The sequence below is a fragment of the Aliigemmobacter aestuarii genome, from assembly GCF_004799285.1.
GTDB classification, from domain to species: domain Bacteria; phylum Pseudomonadota; class Alphaproteobacteria; order Rhodobacterales; family Rhodobacteraceae; genus Aliigemmobacter; species Aliigemmobacter aestuarii.
Window position 1 is genome coordinate 501,147 of record NZ_SSND01000002.1, and the last position, 18,272, is coordinate 519,418.

The 18,272-nt window shown below is 65.6% G+C and carries 16 protein-coding genes and 1 tRNA gene; 7 read left to right on the forward strand and 10 right to left on the reverse strand.

Annotated features, from left to right (window positions below; translation table 11 throughout):
* Positions 1–11: 11 nt before the first annotated feature.
* The 8 genes from E7811_RS11150 to E7811_RS11185 form a co-directional block, all read right to left on the reverse strand.
* Positions 12–2,648, reverse strand: coding sequence for a nitrate reductase (locus E7811_RS11150; protein WP_136394696.1), 2,637 nt, complete (start codon positions 2,646–2,648; stop codon positions 12–14).
* Positions 2,648–2,983 (reverse strand): nitrite reductase small subunit NirD, encoded by a 336-nt coding sequence (nirD, locus tag E7811_RS11155; RefSeq protein WP_136394697.1) that lies wholly within the window; start codon positions 2,981–2,983, stop codon positions 2,648–2,650. The genes E7811_RS11150 and nirD overlap by 1 nt, the downstream gene beginning before the upstream one ends.
* Positions 2,980–5,406, reverse strand: coding sequence for a nitrite reductase large subunit NirB (gene nirB / locus E7811_RS11160; protein WP_136394698.1), 2,427 nt, complete (start codon positions 5,404–5,406; stop codon positions 2,980–2,982). The genes nirD and nirB overlap by 4 nt, the downstream gene beginning before the upstream one ends.
* 6 nt (positions 5,407–5,412) lie before the next feature.
* Positions 5,413–6,213 carry an ABC transporter ATP-binding protein gene (locus E7811_RS11165; RefSeq protein WP_136394699.1) on the reverse strand — a complete coding sequence of 267 codons (801 nt, stop codon included), beginning with the start codon at positions 6,211–6,213 and terminating at the stop codon, positions 5,413–5,415.
* Positions 6,214–6,218: 5 nt separating this feature from the next.
* Entirely contained in the window at positions 6,219–7,103 is an 885-nt protein-coding gene (gene ntrB, locus E7811_RS11170; protein WP_136394700.1) for a nitrate ABC transporter permease, read from the reverse strand.
* Positions 7,104–7,115: 12 nt separating this feature from the next.
* Positions 7,116–8,405, reverse strand: coding sequence for a CmpA/NrtA family ABC transporter substrate-binding protein (locus E7811_RS11175; protein ID WP_136394701.1), 1,290 nt, complete (start codon positions 8,403–8,405; stop codon positions 7,116–7,118).
* Positions 8,406–8,674: 269 nt separating this feature from the next.
* The gene (locus E7811_RS11180) at positions 8,675–9,850 is read right to left on the reverse strand and encodes a CmpA/NrtA family ABC transporter substrate-binding protein (protein ID WP_136394702.1); all 1,176 of its coding nucleotides are present in this window, start codon (positions 9,848–9,850) and stop codon (positions 8,675–8,677) included.
* Positions 9,847–10,428, reverse strand: a complete 582-nt coding sequence (locus E7811_RS11185) for an ANTAR domain-containing response regulator (RefSeq protein ID WP_136394759.1) — start codon at positions 10,426–10,428, stop codon at positions 9,847–9,849. Before E7811_RS11185 ends, E7811_RS11180 begins: the two co-directional genes overlap by 4 nt.
* Before the next feature lie 284 nt (positions 10,429–10,712).
* Between E7811_RS11185 and E7811_RS11190 the strand changes: the two genes are divergently transcribed.
* Genes E7811_RS11190 through tcuB form a run of 3 tightly spaced genes read left to right on the forward strand, consistent with a single transcriptional unit; the run spans position 10,713 to position 13,889 of the window.
* A complete protein-coding gene (locus tag E7811_RS11190) occupies positions 10,713–11,381 on the forward strand; it encodes a GntR family transcriptional regulator (protein WP_136394703.1) in 669 nt (222 codons plus the stop codon).
* Positions 11,382–11,407: 26 nt separating this feature from the next.
* The gene (tcuA, locus tag E7811_RS11195; protein WP_136394704.1) at positions 11,408–12,799 is read left to right on the forward strand and encodes an FAD-dependent tricarballylate dehydrogenase TcuA; all 1,392 of its coding nucleotides are present in this window, start codon (positions 11,408–11,410) and stop codon (positions 12,797–12,799) included.
* A complete protein-coding gene (gene tcuB, locus E7811_RS11200; protein WP_136394705.1) occupies positions 12,789–13,889 on the forward strand; it encodes a tricarballylate utilization 4Fe-4S protein TcuB in 1,101 nt (366 codons plus the stop codon). The genes tcuA and tcuB overlap by 11 nt, the downstream gene beginning before the upstream one ends.
* 240 nt (positions 13,890–14,129) lie before the next feature.
* Here tcuB and E7811_RS11205 read toward each other — a convergent pair whose 3' ends face one another.
* The gene (locus E7811_RS11205) at positions 14,130–15,044 is read right to left on the reverse strand and encodes a LysR family transcriptional regulator (RefSeq protein WP_136394706.1); all 915 of its coding nucleotides are present in this window, start codon (positions 15,042–15,044) and stop codon (positions 14,130–14,132) included.
* Between the two features lie 130 nt (positions 15,045–15,174).
* Between E7811_RS11205 and E7811_RS11210 the strand changes: the two genes are divergently transcribed.
* The 4 genes from E7811_RS11210 (at position 15,175) to E7811_RS11225 (ending at position 17,820) form a co-directional block, all read left to right on the forward strand.
* Positions 15,175–15,810 carry an NADPH-dependent F420 reductase gene (locus E7811_RS11210; protein WP_246020377.1) on the forward strand — a complete coding sequence of 212 codons (636 nt, stop codon included), beginning with the start codon at positions 15,175–15,177 and terminating at the stop codon, positions 15,808–15,810.
* A 24-nt stretch (positions 15,811–15,834) separates the two neighbouring features.
* Positions 15,835–16,260 (forward strand): DoxX family protein, encoded by a 426-nt coding sequence (locus tag E7811_RS11215; protein ID WP_136394707.1) that lies wholly within the window; start codon positions 15,835–15,837, stop codon positions 16,258–16,260.
* Positions 16,261–16,321: 61 nt separating this feature from the next.
* A complete protein-coding gene (locus E7811_RS11220; protein ID WP_136394708.1) occupies positions 16,322–17,287 on the forward strand; it encodes a glutathione S-transferase family protein in 966 nt (321 codons plus the stop codon).
* Positions 17,284–17,820: an alpha/beta hydrolase family protein gene (locus E7811_RS11225; protein ID WP_136394709.1), complete on the forward strand. Its 537-nt coding sequence runs from the start codon at positions 17,284–17,286 to the stop codon at positions 17,818–17,820. Before E7811_RS11220 ends, E7811_RS11225 begins: the two co-directional genes overlap by 4 nt.
* A gap of 332 nt (positions 17,821–18,152) precedes the next feature.
* Here the strand turns inward: E7811_RS11225 and E7811_RS11230 are convergent.
* Positions 18,153–18,229, reverse strand: a tRNA-Met gene (locus E7811_RS11230).
* Positions 18,230–18,272 lie beyond the last annotated feature (43 nt).

Sequence of the window (18,272 nt, forward strand, 5' to 3'; positions counted from 1 at the left end):
CTGCAGAAAGGTCATTCTGCGGCCTCGCGGTGGCTGTGGCGGTGGATCAGAGCCGCAAGTTCGGGGCGGCAGGAACCGCAGTTCGTGCCCGCACCAAGCGCCTCGCCCAAAGACTGCACGCTGAGCGCATGCCCTTCCGCGATGGCGCGCAGGATGCTGTTCAACCCGACGTTCAGACAGGCGCAGACGGTCGGCCCGGGGTCGGGCTGATCCGCACCGGGCCGACCGGCCAATGCCCCGCTCTCGGCCTTGCCCAGCATGGATGCAACGTGACCTCGCGCCACCAGCACAGGGTCCCGCGCAACAAAGACGGCGCCTTTCAACTGGCCGTCCTGGGCGAAGGCAAAGCGATGCGTGCCGCGCCCGGGATCCGACACGGCGGCCGTCGGTGCCGTGCCGAACAGCCGCGAGGCCCAGTCCGCCCAGTCGTCCGGGGCGCATGCCCCTGCCAGTTCCACCTGCACCCCGCCCACGACCGGAGCCTTGGCCCAGTAGTCGCAAGCGGGCGCCAGGTCGTGGCTCGATACGGCAAAGCCATACCAGCCGGCGGAAAAGGGGCGGATTGCAACCGGGGTCGATTTGCTGGCCGGCTGGCCCGAGACGAGGTCGGTCACCGCCGCGACCAGCGCATCGACACGGCCGGAGGGGGCGGTTTCGCCTGTCCAGTGCATCGGCGCGAAGGGGTGGCCGGGGGCAACGGCATCGCTGACCATCGCCCGCAAGATTGCGCGGCCTTGCGGGCTGGTCACCTCGGCCAGCGCGGCAGGGGCAAGGCCCAGACGCGCGGCATCAGCCGGATGGATTTCAAGATAGGGCTCGCCCAGATGTTGGGACAGGCGCGACGAAAGTCCGGTGCGGGTCATCGTGTGCCACTGATCGCGCACCCGACCGGTGTTCAGACGAAAAGGATGCTCGGCGGACGTGGCTTCTGGCAGCCGGGCCGTGACGGGAACCATCCGCCCGCGCCCGTCGGGGGTGTGAAACCGCCCGTCGCCAAAGAACCGCCCGCCCTTTCGCGCCGCCAGCGGCCAGACCACGGGGGCAAGCGCCTCATAGTCGGCCCCCCGCAACCCCGAGATGTCGAAGTCGCTGCCAAGCGCCCCCGCCACGCCCGAAAGCGCGGCATACTCGGAAAAAATCTCGGCGGGCGAGGTCCAGTCAAACCCGGAAAACCCCATCCGACGCGCCACTTGCGCCAACTGCCACCAGTCGGGGCGCGCCTGCCCCGGCGCAGGCAGGAAGGCGCGTTGGCGGCTCATCATGCGTTCAGAGTTGGTGACCGTGCCGTCCTTTTCCCCCCAGGCGGTGGCCGGCAGCAGGACATGTGCCAGACGGGCCGTATCGGTCGAGCCGAAGGCGTCGCTGACAGCCACGAAGTCACAGCTCGCGATCGCCCGTGCCACGCGGTCGGCATCGGGCATCGAGACGGCAGGGTTGGTGTGCAGGATCCACAGCGCCTTGATCCGGCCGTCCTCTACCGCGCGGAACATGTCGACGGCCTTCAAGCCCGGCCTTTCGGCCATGGTCGGGCTGGCCCAGAACCTCTGCACGGCGGCGCGGTGCGCCGGGTTTTCCAGATCCAGGTGGCAGGCCAGCATATTGGCCAGCCCCCCCACCTCGCGCCCACCCATGGCATTGGGCTGGCCGGTGACCGAGAACGGCCCCATGCCGGGGCGGCCGATCCGGCCGGTGGCAAGGTGGCAGTTCAGGATCGCGTTCACCTTGTCGGTGCCGCTGTCAGACTGGTTGATGCCTTGCGAATAGACGGTCACGACCTTCTCGGTGCCTGCCCAGAGGGCAAGGAAACCGTCCAGATCGGCGGGCGACAGCCCGGTATCCTCGGCCCGGCTGGTCCGGGCTGCGGCGACGGCAACATCAGTTCCGGTCAGCCGCGGCAGAAAGTCCGTGCAAGAACGACCGCGGTCGAACAGGTGGCAAAGCAGGAGGTTGAACAGATGCGCATCCGCCCCGGGGGCCAGCGCCAGATGCAGGTCCGCGCCTTCGCAGGTCGCGGTGCGGCGCGGGTCGATGACCACGATCTTCGTGCCCCGCGCGGCCTTCGCGGCAAGAAGCCGCTGGTGCAGAACCGGGTGGCACCAGGCGAGGTTGGAGCCGACCAGAACCACCAGATCGGCCAGTTCCAGATCCTCATACTGTCCGGGAACGGTGTCCGTGCCGAAGGCCCGGCGGTGCCCGGCAACGGAAGAGGCCATGCAAAGGCGGCTGTTGGTGTCGATATTGGCGCTGCCGATGAAGCCTTTCATCAGCTTGTTGGCCACATAGTAATCCTCGGTCAGCAACTGACCCGAGACATAGAGCGCCACCGAATCCGGCCCGTGCATGGCGATGGTCCGGGCAAACCGCTGCGCGATGAGGTACAGCGCAGCGTCCCATCCGGCCTCTGCCCCGTTGATGCGCGGCGCCAGAAGACGCCCATCGGTCGCCAGGGTCTCTCCCAGTGCCGCGCCCTTCACGCACAGGCGCCCGCGGTTCGCAGGATGATCCGGGTCGCCCGTCACGGTGACGCCCCCCTTGCCGTCCGGGGCGGCAAGAACACCGCATCCCACACCGCAATAGGGACAAGTCGTCCGGATGATCGAAGCGCCTTCATGCCGTGATGCGCGCAAGATCGCAGGCGAACCCGACATCACGCCGCCGACCGCCGCAGAAGGAATTCGGCATCCAGCAGCACCCGGCCAGCCTCGACGCGCACGGCGTAACGGCGCACCGCCCCTTCGTCCGCCCCGACAGAAAGACCGGTTGCCAGATCGAACACCATCGCATGCAGGGGACAGGTCACCGACGTTCCATGCACGATCCCTTCGGACAGCGGGCCGGCCTTGTGCGGGCAGCGATCGTCGATCGCAAAGACCTGGTCGTCGGCGGTGCGGAAGATGGCAATGCAGCCCTGCGGGGTCTTCACCACCCGGGCTCCCTGGCGGGGGATGTCGTCAAGCGCGGCGATGTCGATGAACCCGTTCATTCTGCAGCCCTCAAAGTCAGGTCGGCCACCGGCGCCCAGTCGGCCGGGGTTGTGGCGTGTTCGGCCCAGGGGTCGGCCTGATAAACCGATTGGCTTTGCATGAACCGGTCATGAAGCGCGTGGCGGTTCACCGGGTCCTCCACTTGTGCGCGGCACCAATCAAGGCCCACCTTCGCCACCCATTTGTAGATTCGGTGCAGATAGCGGGCGTTTTCGCGATAAAGTTGGACAAAGGCCGCGATCACCTCCATCACCTCGTCCTCGGTGGTGGCCTTGTAAAGGAATTCGGTCTCCTTCACGTCCATCCCCGCGGCCCCGGCGACGCTGATCTCATAGCCACTGTCCACGCAGACCACCCCGATGTCCTTGCACGTCGCCTCGGCGCAGTTGCGCGGGCAGCCGCTGACCGCGAGCTTGACCTTGGCCGGCGTCCAAGACCCCCAGAGAAGTTTCTCCAGCCTGATCCCGAGGCCGGTCGAATCCTGCGTGCCAAAGCGGCAGAATTCGGACCCCACACAGGTCTTTACCGTGCGCAGGCCCTTGGCATAGGCATGACCCGAGACCATCCCGGCGGCGTTCAGGTCCGACCAGATCGCGGGCAGGTCTTCCTTCCTGACGCCCAGCAGGTCGATCCGCTGGCCGCCCGTGACCTTGACCATCGGCACGCTGTACTTTTCCGCGGCATCGGCGATGGCGCGCAACTCGGCCGGGCTGGTCACGCCGCCCCACATGCGTGGGACGACCGAATAGGTGCCGTCCTTCTGGATGTTGGCGTGGTTGCGTTCGTTCACGAAACGGGACTGGCGGTCATCGACATATTCGGTCGGCCAATCCGAGATCAGGTAGTAATTCAGCGCCGGGCGACAACTGGCACAGCCCCCGACCGTCTTCCATCCCAGTTCCTGCATCACTGCGGGGATGGACTTCAGCCCCATGGACTTGATCAGCCGCCGCACGTCTTCGTGCGTATGGTCGGTGCATTTGCACATCGGTGGATTGGCGATGGCGGTGAAACCGTCGCCCAAGGTCAGCGCCATGACCTGCTCGACCAGTCCGGTGCAGGTGCCGCAGCTGGCGCTGGCCTTGGTCTGCGCCCGGACCAGGTCCAGCGTCGTCGCCCCGCCTTCGATGGCCTGCACGATCCTTCCCTTGCAGACGCCGTTGCAGCCGCAGATTTCCGCCTCAGGCGGCAAGGCTGCAACGGCTGCCAGAGGGTTTGCCGAAGCGCCCTCCGCAAAGGCCGGGCCGAAGATCAGCGTGTCGCGCAGGTCGGACACGTCTTTCTTCTGCTTGATCAGGTCAAAGAACCACGACCCGTCGGCAGTATCGCCATACATCACCGCGCCGATCAGTTGGTCGCCCTCGAGGATCAGCCGCTTGTAGACCCCGCGCCCCGGATCGCGGAATACGATATCCTCGCGCCCCGGGCCTTCGGCAAAATCGCCCGCGCTGAACAGGTCAACCCCGGTGACTTTCAGCTTTGTCGCGGTCTGGACAGGCTTGAACGCGGCCTCCTGCCCCAGCAGGGTCGCGGCCAGCACCTTGGCCTGGTCATAAAGCGGCGCCACCAGCCCGAAAAGTTGCTGGTCATGCTCCACGCATTCTCCCAGCGCAAAGATCGCCGGGTCGGACGTGCGCAACTGGTCGTTCACCGTGATGCCGCGCCCGACGTCGAGATGCGCGTCATTGGCAAGTCTTACTTCCGGCCGGATGCCCACCGCCATGCAGACAAGGTCGGCAGGGTAGACCGTGCCATCCTCCAGCAGCACGGCCTCGACACGGGTGTTTCCAAGAATGGCCTTGGTGGCCCCCTTGCAGTGAACCCTGATCCCGCGCGCCTCCAGGTCCTTTTGCAAAAGATACCCCGCCGCAGGGTCCAGTTGCCGCTCCATCAGGTGGCCCATCAGGTGGATCACCGTCACATCCGCCCCGCGCGCGGCCATGCCCGCCGCCGCCTCCAGCCCCAGAAGGCCGCCGCCGATCACCACCGCCTTCGCGCCCGGACGGCTGGCTGCGATCATCGCGTTGGTATCTTCCAGATCGCGGTAGGTGCAGACACCGGGCAGGTCCTTGCCCGGCACCGGGATGATGAAGGGGGCGGACCCCGTGGCGATCACCAATGCGTCATAGCGCACCCCGCCTTGCGCCGAATAGACCACCCGGTTCTCCCGGTCGATCTTGACGACCGACTCGCCAAACCGGCAGTCGACGCCATGGCTTGTGTACCAGTCGGCATCATGGGTGACGATCTCGTCATAGCTCTTCTCGCCCGACAGCACCGGCGACAGCATCAGCCGGTTGTAGTTGCCGCGCGGCTCGGCGTTGAAAAGCGTGACGTCGAAATCGCCGCCCGCTTCGAAGATGTGCTCCAGCATGCGGCCTGAGGCCATGCCAGCGCCGATCACCACAAGTCTCTGTTTCATCGCTGGTCACTCCGCCGCTTCGACAAAACGGTGACGTTCGTACAGGAACCGCAGCACCGCCTCGCGGGCGCGGACGTAATCGGGCTGGCTGGCCAGCGCGATGCGGTCGCGCGGGCGGGGGATGGCGACGGGCAGCACCTCTCCGATGGATGCCGCCGGACCGTTGGTCATCATCACGATGCGGTCGGCAAGCAGCACGGCCTCGTCCACGTCATGGGTGATCATGATCATGGTGTTCTTCAGCCGCGCGTGAATGTCCATCACCGCGTCCTGCAGATGTGCCCGGGTCAGCGCATCCAGCGCGCCGAAGGGTTCGTCCAGAAGCAGGATCTTCGGCTCCATCGCCAGCGCCCGCGCGATGCCCACGCGCTGCCGCATCCCGCCCGATATTTCCCCGGGCCGCTTGTCGGCGGCATGGGTCATCTGCACCAGATCAAGGTTCTGCATGATCCAGTCGTGGCGTTCGGCCTTGGTCTTCGTTGCCCCAAAAACCTTGGTCACCGCCAGCTTGACATTGTCATAGACCGACAGCCACGGCAGCAGGCTGTGGTTCTGGAACACCACCGCGCGGTCGGGGCCGGGGGCGTTCACCTCGCGCCCTTCCAGCTTGATCGCACCCGTGGTGACCCCTGTCAGCCCGGCGATCAGGTTCAACAGTGTGGACTTGCCGCAGCCGGAATGGCCGATGATCGATACGAATTCGCCCTTGTCTATGGTCAGCCGGATGTCGGCCAGGACCTCGGTCGTCTTTGCGCCTTTCGAGAAGCTTTTGAAGACGCGGTCGATCTTGAGATAGCTTTGATCCATTTCCGTTACTCTGCCGTTCCGCGCGACACGACGCGCCCGATCCAGCCGACCAGACGGTCCAGCACGAACCCTGTCAGCCCGATGTAGACCAGCGCCACGATGATGTCGGTCAGGCGGCTGCTGTTCCATGCGTCCCAGATGAAGAACCCGATCCCGACACCGCCGGTCAGCATTTCCGCCGCCACGATCGCCAGCCAAGACAGGCCCACCCCGATCCGCAGGCCCGAAAAGATGTAGGGCGCGGCCGCCGGCACCATGATATTCCAGAAGAATTCCATCTGGTTCAGGCGCAAGACGGCGGCAACGTTGCGGTAATCCTGCGGAATGGCGCGGACCCCGGCGGCGGTGTTGATGATGATCGGCCAGATCGCGGTGATGAAGATCACGAAGATGGCCGAGGGTCGGCTGTCCATGAAGGCTGCCAGGCTGATCGGCAGCCAGGCCAAGGGCGGCACGGTGCGCAGCACCTGAAAGATCGGGTCAAACCCCCGCATCATCAACGCAGACTGCCCCAGCACCGCGCCGACGAGCACGCCCACGACGGCGGCCAACCCAAACCCGTAGGCCACCCGCTCCAGTGAGGTCAGCACCCGCCAGCCAAGGCCTATGTCCTGGGTCCCGTAGACATAGAACGGGTCGAGGATAAGGTCGGCGCTCTCGGCCCATACAGTGGCGGGGGTTGGGAGACCCGAACCTTCCCCGGAAAAGGCGACCTGCCAGACCGCCAGCAGCAGCATCACCACCACCAGCGGCGGCAGGACCTTTGCCGCGGTCTCGGACAGGATCCGCCCGACTGCCAGCCGGGGTTTCGGGGCAGACGGCATGGTCATGACCTTTGCCGATGGCTTGGCCTGTTCGGCCGGCGGGGTTTTCAACGCAACAACGGACATGCCACCCCTCCCTTACGCCATGGCCTTGATCGACAGGCTGTCGAGGTAGGCATCCGGGTTTGCCGGATCGAAGATCTTGCCATCAAAGAAGGTCTCGACCCCCCGGCTGTCGCCAAAGCCCGAGGTATCCAGCCCCAGACCCGCCGCCGCCTGCAGCCACAGATCGCTGCGGTTCGTCGCGTCCACCGTGGCCTTGGTGTCCAGATCGCCCGGAAAATACCCCCAGCGCTTGTTTTCGGTGATGAACCAGCTGTCCAGCGACTTCCACGGGAAGGACGTCGCGCCATTCCGCCAGAAGGTCATCGCCAGCGACGGGTCCGAAACCTTCTTTCCGTTTCCGTAGTTGAACTCGCCCTTGATGCGGCCGCTGATATCGGCCGTCGGCACGTTGTACCACTGACGCCGTCCGATGATCTCGGCCATCTCGTCCTTGTTGGCGGCGTCTTCGCACCAGATCTGCGCCTCCATCACCGCCATCATCAGCGCGACGGTCGCGTTGGGGTTCGCATCCACCCAGTCGGCGCGCATGCCCAGGACCTTCTCGGGGTGGTTCAGCCACAGCTCGCCCGTCGTGGTGGCGGTAAAACCGATCCCCTGGTTGACCAGCTGCTCGTTCCACGGCTCACCGACGCAGAAGGCCTCCATGTTGCCGACCTTCATGTTGGCCACCATCTGCGGCGGCGGAACCACGATCAGGTCGACATCCTTCGTCGGGTCGATCCCGCCCGCCGCCAGCCAGTAGCGCATCCACAGGTCATGCGTTCCGCCCGGGAAGGTCATCGCCACCGGCACTTCTGCGCCTGCGGCCTTCTTGGCTGCGAACACGTCCTTCAGGGGCGCACTGTCCAGACCCACGCCAAGATCGGCGTAGGCCTGCATTACCGAAAGGCCCTGGCAGTTCTCGTTCAGCCCCAACAGGGTGTACATCGGCAACGGCTGGTTGTTCTGCATCACCTTTCCGGTGGAATACAGATGCACCTTCGGACGCAGGATGTGCCCGCCGTCGATCCCGCCGTTGGCCGACCCCAGTGCCATGTTGTCGCGCGTGGCGCCCCAGCTGGCCTGCTTTTCCACCAGCACATCAGGCATGCCGTGCTTGGCAAAAAGGCCCTTCTCCAGCGCGATGATCAGCGGGGCGCTGTCGGTCAGCGCGATATAGCCCAGTTTGGCCCCGGTCACTTCGGGCGTGGAGGTCGCCGCCCAGGCCCCGCCCGGCAGGGCCAGCTTGGCCGCGGCGGCGGTGGCGGCCATGCCGGCAGCCGATTTCAGGAAGGAGCGACGCGAAGGAAGGGTCAGTGTCATCGGGCAATTCCTCTGGCAGGGCCCCGGTCAGGGGCTGACGGCTGGGTTGAACGAAAAAAGCCACCGCAATCGCCGACATGAATCGGGATCGGTGGCCTCATTGCCATTTCGGGGAACCGCATCCTTGCGGTGACAGTCTTCGAAAGACGCCGTTGTCCTTCGCTTGATCTCAGGCTGCAGCCAGGTGCCGCTCGTCGTCAAGTGCTGCATTGCAGTATCGCACTTGCAGCATCAGATTTCCGCAGACAGCGCGGGCGTCGCTGAAATCTTCATCGCTTGGCAAACGGCGGGTCGAAGGTTTCGCCGTCAAAGAAGGCATCAGGACCCAGAATCATCTGCCCCTTTTCCGAGGCGACAGCCGTCGGATGCAGCATGGCCCCTTCGACCCGGGCCGAGGCACCGGGCAGGTCCGCCCCCGCGACCCGCAGGTGCTGGCGATACAGATCGGTGCGGAAGCAGGCCATCGCCGAAGCCATCGCCGTGGCCTCGTCCAGACCATGCAACCCGGCAATCCGGCGGGCAAACAGGGCGGCCAGACTGCGCCACGGAAAATTCGCCGCCCCCTCATGGAACCGGATGAAACCGGGATACTGCCGCACCTCGCCTTGCGCGCTGATGTGCAGCCGGCCCATCAACCCGCGTTCGCTGAGTTCCGGCGGCAGGTTCAGATACTCTGACCGCGACAGGATTTCCGCCGCTGTTGTCCGGTTCTCTGGCACGTCCAGCCAACGACAGGCCCGCCAGACCGCGCGCATCAGCCGGCCCGTCTCTCCCGGTCGGCCTTCGGCGAAATCCCGCGTCAGGACCAACCCCTTTTCCGGCGGCGAGGCCCAGATCGACCGCCCCGCCAACACCAGCGCACCAAGACCGCGCTCCACGGCATACGAGGCCCAGGGCTCTCCGACACAAAAGGCATCGACCTCTCCTGCGGCAAGGGCATCGGCCATCCGCGGCGGCGGCACCGTATGGATCGACATCCGCCCCGCCAGATCGCCGCCGAAAAGCCAGCGCCGCACCAGTTCGGATTGCGTAGAAAAGGGAAAAGGCACGCCCACGCGCAACATGCCGGGAACAGCGCGCGCCAGCGCATCGCGCGCGGCCATCGGGTCATCGAACCCGAAGCCGTGACCGGCGGACCGCATCGCCTCGGCCAGGTCGGCGCTGACCGCGATGGCCTGACCGCCGACCGAAAGGACCATGGCCAGAACAAACTGCGGATAGGCCGGACCCAGCCCCAGCGCCTGAGCAATCGGCAAGGGCACCAGCATATGGGCCGCGTCGATACCGCCCAGCCCCAGCATGTCGCGGCATTGCGCCCAGCTTTGCAGGCGGATCAGGTCCAGCTCCAACCCCTCTTCGGCGGCAAAGCCAAGCTCGGCCGCAACGATCAGGGGGGCGGCATCCGTCAGCGGCACATAGCCAAGGCGCAGTTGCGTCAGGCTCATGTCAGAAGCCCCGCTGCCATCACCAGCTGCTGCGCGATATCGGCCATGCGGCGGTTCTGGTCCATCGCGGTCTTGCGCAGCAAGGCATAGGCGGCCTCTTCGTCGATCCCCCGCGCCTTCATCAGAATGGCCTTGGCGCGGTCGATGATCTTGCGATCCTCCAGCGCCGCCTTTGTGGCTGCCAGTTCGGCGCGCATCTTCTGGAACATGTGGAACCGCGCAATCGCGGCATCGAGGATCGGCTTGATCCGTTCCGGCTTCAGCCCGTCAACCACATAGGCCGACACCCCGGCCTCGATCGCGGCGCGGGTCAGGTTTTCGTCGGACCGGTCCACGAACATCGCAACCGGCCGCTCCATCGGGCCGGAAACCAGCGCAAGCTCTTCCAGCACATCGCGCGACGGGTCGCCCGCGTCGATCAGCACGATGTCGGGCCGCTGTTCCGCAATCCGCCGAGCCAGTCCGGTTTCTTCGGCAATGACCGTGATCGCGTGGTCGCCCGATGCCATCAGGCCATCCACGATCCGCAAGGCGCGGTCGCGATCGCGTTCGACAACAATGATGGACAGCCGCGCCATGCCGGAAACACCCTTGTCCCACAGGGCGTTGGCCAGGGACCGCACGGATGCAATACCTTGCAGGCGCATCGTCACCCCATTTCTGGCCAACGCCCGTTTATCCGGCAGATCCCCTGCCTTGTGCGGAATCCTTGGGCGGCCGGCCAGCCGGCTCTGTTCGGTCCAGCCTCGGGCCTGCAGTGAAATGGAAAGGGCGGTCGGCAAGTGATGGCCACTGGCATCTTGCGCAATAATGTATCCATCTGCATACATCAGGATACAGAAATCCACCGGCGAGTCGTTTCATGCCAGAAGACACCGAGCTTCCCCAGGGTCAGGGCGCCTATCGGCGTCTTCTGGACGATATCCGCAGCGGTGCGCTTGGCCCCGGCGCGCGGCTTCGCGAAACCGAACTGGCCGAAAGGCTGGGCATCAGCCGCACCCCCGTGCGCGAGGCGATCCGCCAGCTGGAGGCCGACGGGCTGGTGACCCACCTGCCGCGACAAGGCGCGACCATCCGCAGCCTCGACCATGCCGAGGTGGTGGAACTTTACGAGATGCGCGCCGTCCTGGAAGGCACGGCGGCCCGCCTTGCAGCCCGCGCGGCATCGGACATCGAGCTTGAGGAACTGGAAGCCCTGAACGCCGAACTGGCTGCGGCACCCGCTGGCCCGCAGGCGCGCGAGTTGAACCGGCAGTTTCACCGCAGCCTGCTGGATTCCGCGCGCAACCGGTTTCTGGTGAAATCCATGAGTGCGTTGCAGAAGACGCTGCTGATCCTCGGCCCGACGACACTGGCCGATCCGTCCCGCGCCGCTGTCGCGGTCAGGGAACATTCCGCCGTGCTTGAGGCGCTTCGGGCGCGCGATGGCGCAAGGGCCGAAGCCGCGATGCGCAGCCATGTGGGCGCGGCCCTGTCCGCCCGCATCCGCGGCATGCGGGGCCGCGACATTCCGCTTGAGGACGGGCCATGACGGAAAGGGCCATGACGGAAAGGGGCATGAGGCACTGGTCAGAGACATTCGACCTGGCGGTGGTGGGCGGGGGCAATGCCGCGCTTTGCGCCGCGATGACGGCGGCCGAGGCCGGGGCAAGCGTGCTGATCCTTGAAAGCGCGCCGCTGCCCTATCGCGGCGGCAACAGCCGCCACACCCGCAACTTCCGCTGCATGCATCAGGGGCCGATGTATCCGCTGACCGGCACCTACGGGGAAGACGAATACCTTGATGACCTGATGCTGGTGACCAAGGGCAAGACGGACGAGGCATTGGCCCGGCTGGTGATCCGGTCGTCCGAGGCATGTCTGCGATGGATGCAGGCGCATGGCGTTCGGTTCCAGCCCTCGCTGTCGGGAACGCTCAGCCTGTCACGCACGAACGCCTTCTTCCTTGGCGGGGGCAAGGCCTTGGTGAACGCCTATTACAACACCGCCGCCGATCTTGGCGTGACGGTGGCCTACGAGGCCGAGGTGCGCCACGTCCACCGCGACGGCGACCGCATCACCCATCTTGAGGCTGACATCGCCGGGCGCCCCGTCACCGTGAAGGCCCGCGCCTTCGTTCTGGCCTCGGGCGGGTTCCAGGCCGATATCGACTGGCTCGCCCGCGCCTGGGGGCCAGCGGCGCGCAACTTCCTGATCCGCGGCACCCCCTACAACCGGGGCGTCGTGCTGCGCGACATGCTGGATCAGGGGGCGGATAGCGTGGGCGACCCCACACAATGCCACGCCGTCGCCATCGACGGACGCGCCCCGAAGTTCGATGGCGGCATCGTCACGCGGCTGGATTGCGTGCCATTTTCCATCGTCGTGAACAAGGATGGCGAACGCTTCTACGACGAGGGCGAGGATGTCTGGCCCAAACGTTACGCGATCTGGGGCCGTCTGGTGGCGGCGCAACCCGATCAGGTGGGCTTTGCGCTGATCGACGCGAAATCGATCGACCTGTTCATGCCCTCGGTCTTTCCGCCGGTGAAGGCCGACACGATCGAGGGGCTGGCCAGCCAGATGGGCCTGGACCCGGCAGCCGTGCGCCGCACGGTGGACGGCTTCAACGCCGCCTGCCAGCCGGGGGCGTTCCACCCGACAGAGCTGGACGGGCTGCGCACCGTCGGGCTGAACGTGCCCAAGACCAACTGGGCACGGCCGCTGGATACGCCGCCTTTCTACGGCTACCAGCTGCGCCCCGGCGTCACCTTCACCTATCTCGGGCTGAAGGTGGACGCCCGCGCGCAGGTCCATTCCGCCGAAGGCCCGATCCGCAACCTGTGGGCCGCGGGCGAGATCATGGCGGGATCCATCCTCGGGCAGGGCTATCTGGCCGGGTTCGGCATGACCATCGGCACCGTCTTCGGACGCATCGCGGGCAAGGAGGCCGCCGCCCATGTCGCTTGACCTTTCGCCGCCGGCCCTGACCGCCACCGAAGAGGCACGCCGACAGATCGAGATCTGCAATGCCTGCCGCTATTGCGAGGGGTTCTGTTCGGTCTTCCCGGCCATGACACGGACCAAGACCTTCGCCGATGGCGACCTGACGCAACTTGCGAACCTCTGCCACAACTGCCGGGGCTGCTATTACGCCTGCCAGTACACCGACCCGCACGAATTCGCGCTGAACATCCCCGCCGCGCTGGCCGAGGTGCGGGCGGAAAGCTGGGAACGTCTGGCCCGCCCGCAATCGCTGGCGCGGCTGTTCCAGACGCATGGGGTTGCGATGGCCGCGCTGCTGGTCGCCATGCTGGCGGGGTTCTTCTGGGCGTTATCGGCATTGCGCCCCGAGACGGGCGAGGGGTTCTATGCCCATCTGGCGCATGGCACGATGGTCGCGATCTTTACCCCGGCCTTCCTTCTGCCACTGGCGCTGATTGCCCTGTCGCTGCGCGCATACTGGCGCGAGATCGGCGGCGGGGCGGTTCGACCCTCGCATCTGTTGCGCGCCTTCGATCAGGTGGCGCGGATGAAGAACCTTTCGGGCGGCCATGGCGAAGGATGCAACTTCGAGAACGGCGACCGGTATTCGGATCGGCGCCGGGTGTTCCACCAGTTGACGATGCATGGCTTCCTTCTTTGCTTTGCCTCGACGGCCAGCGGAACCGTCATGCACTATGTCCTTGGCTGGCAGGCGCCCTATCCGCTGATCTCGCTGCCAAAAGTTCTGGGCGTTCCGGGCGGGGTGATGATGGTGGCGGGAACGGTCGGGCTGGCACGGCTGAAGCTGAGGGCCGATCCCGCACTTGGCGCGGCAAGGGTCTGGGGTGGCGAGATGGCCTTTGTCCTGCTTCTGGGGGCGGTCGCCCTGACCGGCCTTGCGCTTTATGCCGCCACGGGAACCGGCGCCGTCGGCCCGCTGCTGGCCGTGCATCTGGCCACCGTCATGGTGCTGTTCCTCCTGATACCATTTTCCAAGATGGTCCACGGGTTCTTTCGCCTCGCAGCACTGGTGGCCGAGGCCGGCAGGCCCGCCCCGAACAGCGGCGGAGAGTGACGGCGTATAGGACCGGATCAATTGCGCAGCGATGTCTGGAACTGCACGGTGAAGTTGCTCGCAAGAGATCAGACTACGACCGGTGAACGTGGCTGTTGCGCCTCTTGATGGTTCCATTCCGGCGCGTCGAGCCCCCGGATGCGAATGCGTCGGGACTTGCCCTTCAACGGGAAAAAGTCGCCCTCCACGACCTTGCTGACCCTGGCTTGCCGCGCCGATCCGCTCTTCAACGACACGCGATCAGTCCGGCACTGGTTTCTCTGCAGTTGGGGAACGTGCAAGATTTCCGACAAGAAAATCCATCAACGCCCGCGTCCTGCGGGCCATGCGGCGTTGTGGAAGATGCACCGCGTGGATGTCGAGCTGCGGCCCGCAGACCTGCGGCAAGACATGTTCCAGATCGCCCCTTTCGATGCTGACCTGCACGACGTAGTCGGGGCAAAGCGCGATGCCCTCGCCCTCGATCGCAAGGTCGCGCGCGACGCGGGCACTGTTGGCCAGGAAACGACCGGAAACCGGAACGCGGGTCAGTTGGTTGCCCTGATAGAGCGGCCAGGCGCCGTCGCCGCGCATGTTGGTGTCCCGCAGGCACGCATGGCGGGTCAAATCGTCGAGGGTTTCAAGCCGACCGGCACGCGCAAGATACCCAGGTGAAGCGACCAGCATCAGGCGGATCTGGCCCAGCTTGCGCGCCATCAACGCGGAATCGTCCAGCCGGCCGATACGGATCGCCACATCGATCCCTTCGCCGGCCAGATCGACAAAGCGGTCCGACAGGCGAAGGTCGATGGTCAGGTCGGGGTGCGGTTCGCGGAACCGGCGAAGGAGAGGGGCCAGGAACATCTCGCCATACGTCACGGCGGCCGAAACCCGGATCGTGCCCGACAGGCCACGCCGCTCCTCTCGCAGGCTGTTCTGCATCTCGTCCAGCTGGTCCAGCCAGTCGGGCACCTGCGCCATGAGCTGTTCGCCCGCGACCGTGAGGCCAAGGCGGCGCGTCGTGCGATGCAAGAGCTGCGCTCCAAGCTGTGCCTCCAGTTCGGCCATGTATTTCGAGGCGAGCTTGGGCGAGATGCCAAGCCGCGTAGCCGCCCCCGAGAAGGAACCGGTTTCCACCGAGGCGACGAAGACGCGCATCCCGTCCACCAGATCCATAGCTCACCCATTCAGAACATTTTGGCGAAAGTAATACCATGCCTTCGCCATTTTCGCCAGACGAAGCCAGGCGCATATTCCCGGCATGACCAAGGCGGCCAGGATGGTCGCAAGGCTGAAGGATGGAGAGATGAAAATGAAGATCGCAATCATCGGAACCGGCGGCATCGGCGCAGGCTTGGCCTCGGTTCTAGCAAATGGCAAGAACGAGGTCACGCTGTCCGACCGCAAGGGCGGCGCGGAGGCAGCGGCCAAGCTCGCCGCAAAGGGCGTGTCGGTGCGGGCCTCCGAGGTTCGCCCGGCGGTTCAGGCTGCGGATGTGGTGATCCTGGCGGTGCCTTACACCGCTGCGGCCGGTCTGGCAGAAGTCGTCGATTTCGCAGGCAAGATCGTGGTCGATGTGACCAACCCGGTGAAGGACGACTTCTCGGGCCTGACGATCGGGCATGAGATCTCGGCCGCCGAGGAGATCGCCCGGGCGCTTTCCGGCGCGACAGTGGTGAAGGCCTTCAACACGGTTTTCGCACAGGTCTACGACCAGGGGCTTAGCTTCGGCGCGACCCCGGTGCAAACCTTCGTCGCCGCCGATGACGCCGATGCCAAGGCCGCCGTGATCGCGCTGGCAAAGGACGCGGGCTTTGACGCCCGCGATGCCGGACCGCTTTCGAACGCCCGCTACATCGAACCGCTCGCCTACCTCAACATCCAGTTCGGCTACATGCTGGGGCAAGGCACCCAGATCGCGCCCGCCTGGCTTTCCCACTGACCTCGCATCCAAAGGATCAAGACCATGATCGACAACAAATCCGCCCCTTACGGCATCCTCGCCCTGCGCGTCACGACCGGTGCGCTGTTCCTGTTCCACGGTCTGGTGAAGCTGTTCGTCTTCACCCCGGCCGGGACCGCGGGATATTTCGAGAGCATCGGCCTGCCCGGTGCCTTGGGCTACCTGACCCTGCTGGTCGAGATCGTCGGTGGCCTTGCCCTGATCCTGGGGGTCAAGGCGCGGCTCGTGTCGCTGGCACTGGTGCCGGTGCTGCTTGGCGCTGCATACTTTGGCCATGGGGCCTTTGGCTTCAACTGGTCGAACCCGAACGGCGGCTGGGAATACCCGGTGATGTGGGCCGTGGTGCAGGCGGCACTGGCCGCGCTTGGCGACGGCGCCTATGCGCTTGTGCCCTCGAACAAGCAGGCGCCCCGCGTCCAATACGCCTGATGGAAAGCCTTGCCGCGCCGGTCCCCCGGCGCGGCCCACCTTACACCGAAGGAACTGCGCGATGCTGATAAACGGAAAATGGACGGCGGACTGGCACCCGGTGCAGGCCAAGGACGGGGAGGGGCGCTTTGTCCGCCAGCAGTCCTCGTTCCGCAACTGGATCACCGCCGATGGTGCGCCCGGGCCGACCGGCACCGGCGGCTTCAAGGCCGAGCCCGGGCGGTATCGCCTTTATGTTGCGCTGATCTGCCCCTGGGCCTCGCGCACGCTGATCGCCCGCAAGCTGAAGGGGCTCGAGGATCTGATCCCCGTCACAGTCGTCAACCCGGTGCTGACAGCGCAGGGTTGGGGCTTCGGCGGGTATCCCGATGCCGACATCGACCCGCTGCACGGCGCCGCCCATCTGCACGAACTCTACACCCGCGCCGATGACGACTACACCGGCCGCGCCACTGTGCCGGTCCTGTGGGACGAGGCAACCGACACGATGGTCAGCAACGAAAGCGCCGACATCGTGCGGATGTTCAATACCGCCTTCGCCGACCTGGTTCCAGACAGGCCGGACCTCTACCCCGCCGACCTCGCCTCCGACATCGACGCGCTGAACGCCGAGGTTTATGATCGGCTGAACAACGGTGTCTACAAGGCGGGCTTTGCCTCCTCGCAAGGCGCCTATGATGAGGCGGTGGCGGGCGTGTTCCAGATGCTCGACCTACTTGAGAAGCGGCTTACGGGTGAGTACCTCTTTGGCCCCCGCTTCACCGAGGCCGACATGCGCCTCTTCGTGACCTTGATCCGTTTCGATGCGGCCTATCACGGCCTCTTCAAGACCAACCGGCGCCGCATCGCCGACTATCCGCGCCTCTCGGCCTACATGGGACGCGTCCTGCGCCTGCCCGGCGTGCGCGAGACCGTCAACCTCGACCACATCAAGGCCGGATATTACTCGATCAAGGCGTTGAACCCCACAGGCATCGTCCCGGCAGGGCCAGATCATGTGACCGCCCTGCTGGAAGCCGTCAAATGACCCCGCTCTATCGGCAGGTCATCTTCCTGCACGGCGTCGGGGGCACGGGCGCGGCAATGCGCCCTCTGGCAGAAGGACTCGCCCTGCCGCAGCCGGCGGTATTTCTCGACGGTCCGCATCCCTTTGACATGGGGCCGGGGCGGCAATGGTTCTCGGTCAAGGGGGTGACGGAAGCAAACCGTCCCGCCCGCGTGACCGAGGCGCTACCCGCCTTCGTCCGCCTGATCGAAAGCGTCGGCGATCCCCGCGACGGCCTGCTGATCGGCTTTTCCCAGGGCGCGATCATGGCATTGCACGCGGTTGCCGCAGGTCTGCCGGCGGCGGGCGTGGTCGCGCTGTCGGGGCGGTTGGCGGGGCCGGTCGCTCCACGCAGCGACTGGCCGCCCATCACGCTGCTTCACGGCGCCGATGATCCGGTCATGCCGGTTGCAGCGGCCCGCGCTACAGAAGCATGGCTGCACGACGCGGGCGCCAAGCCACGGCTGACAGTGTTCGATGGCCTGCTATGGCGTGGGGATGGCGGACGTCCATAACGACGCAGCCGATGGCGCCGCCGCCCTGCCACATCGCATGCCGCCTGACCTGAACAACATGTGAGTTGCTCCACTTTACGCTTCTGCCGAGCTGAAACTGGCTGGAGGAAAACCAGGCGCGAGCATGAACGAGACCCCGATGGCGTTATTTGCCTTAGACGCCTTTCCTGTCGACCACTTCCCTCCTGCGGTTTTCGCGCGTTCCTGATCCTGCGGGCCTACTGTCCCCCTGATCTTGCACGCCGTTTCTGTGCGTTTGTTGACCTGGTATTTGGACAGCAAAGAGCCCCGCGGTAAAGCGGGGTGCAAGGCATTGATTCGTATTGATATTTTGGTTGCGGGGGCAGGATTTGAACCTGCGGCCTTCAGGTTATGAGCCTGACGAGCTACCGGGCTGCTCCACCCCGCGTCAAGGATGGTACTGATCGTTTTGACCAGGTTTTTTCGTTGAG

Bases quoted from the DNA above. Each gene is read 5' to 3' on its own strand.
- E7811_RS11150 (WP_136394696.1), bottom strand. From the start codon at position 2,648: ATGTCGGGTTCGCCTGCGATCTTGCGCGCATCACGGCATGAAGGCGCT.
- nirD (WP_136394697.1), bottom strand. From the start codon at position 2,983: ATGAACGGGTTCATCGACATCGCCGCGCTTGACGACATCCCCCGCCAG.
- nirB (WP_136394698.1), bottom strand. From the start codon at position 5,406: ATGAAACAGAGACTTGTGGTGATCGGCGCTGGCATGGCCTCAGGCCGC.
- E7811_RS11165 (WP_136394699.1), bottom strand. From the start codon at position 6,213: ATGGATCAAAGCTATCTCAAGATCGACCGCGTCTTCAAAAGCTTCTCG.
- ntrB (WP_136394700.1), bottom strand. From the start codon at position 7,103: ATGTCCGTTGTTGCGTTGAAAACCCCGCCGGCCGAACAGGCCAAGCCA.
- E7811_RS11175 (WP_136394701.1), bottom strand. From the start codon at position 8,405: ATGACACTGACCCTTCCTTCGCGTCGCTCCTTCCTGAAATCGGCTGCC.
- E7811_RS11180 (WP_136394702.1), bottom strand. From the start codon at position 9,850: ATGAGCCTGACGCAACTGCGCCTTGGCTATGTGCCGCTGACGGATGCC.
- E7811_RS11185 (WP_136394759.1), bottom strand. From the start codon at position 10,428: ATGGCGCGGCTGTCCATCATTGTTGTCGAACGCGATCGCGACCGCGCC.
- E7811_RS11190 (WP_136394703.1), top strand. From the start codon at position 10,713: ATGCCAGAAGACACCGAGCTTCCCCAGGGTCAGGGCGCCTATCGGCGT.
- tcuA (WP_136394704.1), top strand. From the start codon at position 11,408: ATGAGGCACTGGTCAGAGACATTCGACCTGGCGGTGGTGGGCGGGGGC.
- tcuB (WP_136394705.1), top strand. From the start codon at position 12,789: ATGTCGCTTGACCTTTCGCCGCCGGCCCTGACCGCCACCGAAGAGGCA.
- E7811_RS11205 (WP_136394706.1), bottom strand. From the start codon at position 15,044: ATGGATCTGGTGGACGGGATGCGCGTCTTCGTCGCCTCGGTGGAAACC.
- E7811_RS11210 (WP_246020377.1), top strand. From the start codon at position 15,175: ATGAAAATGAAGATCGCAATCATCGGAACCGGCGGCATCGGCGCAGGC.
- E7811_RS11215 (WP_136394707.1), top strand. From the start codon at position 15,835: ATGATCGACAACAAATCCGCCCCTTACGGCATCCTCGCCCTGCGCGTC.
- E7811_RS11220 (WP_136394708.1), top strand. From the start codon at position 16,322: ATGCTGATAAACGGAAAATGGACGGCGGACTGGCACCCGGTGCAGGCC.
- E7811_RS11225 (WP_136394709.1), top strand. From the start codon at position 17,284: ATGACCCCGCTCTATCGGCAGGTCATCTTCCTGCACGGCGTCGGGGGC.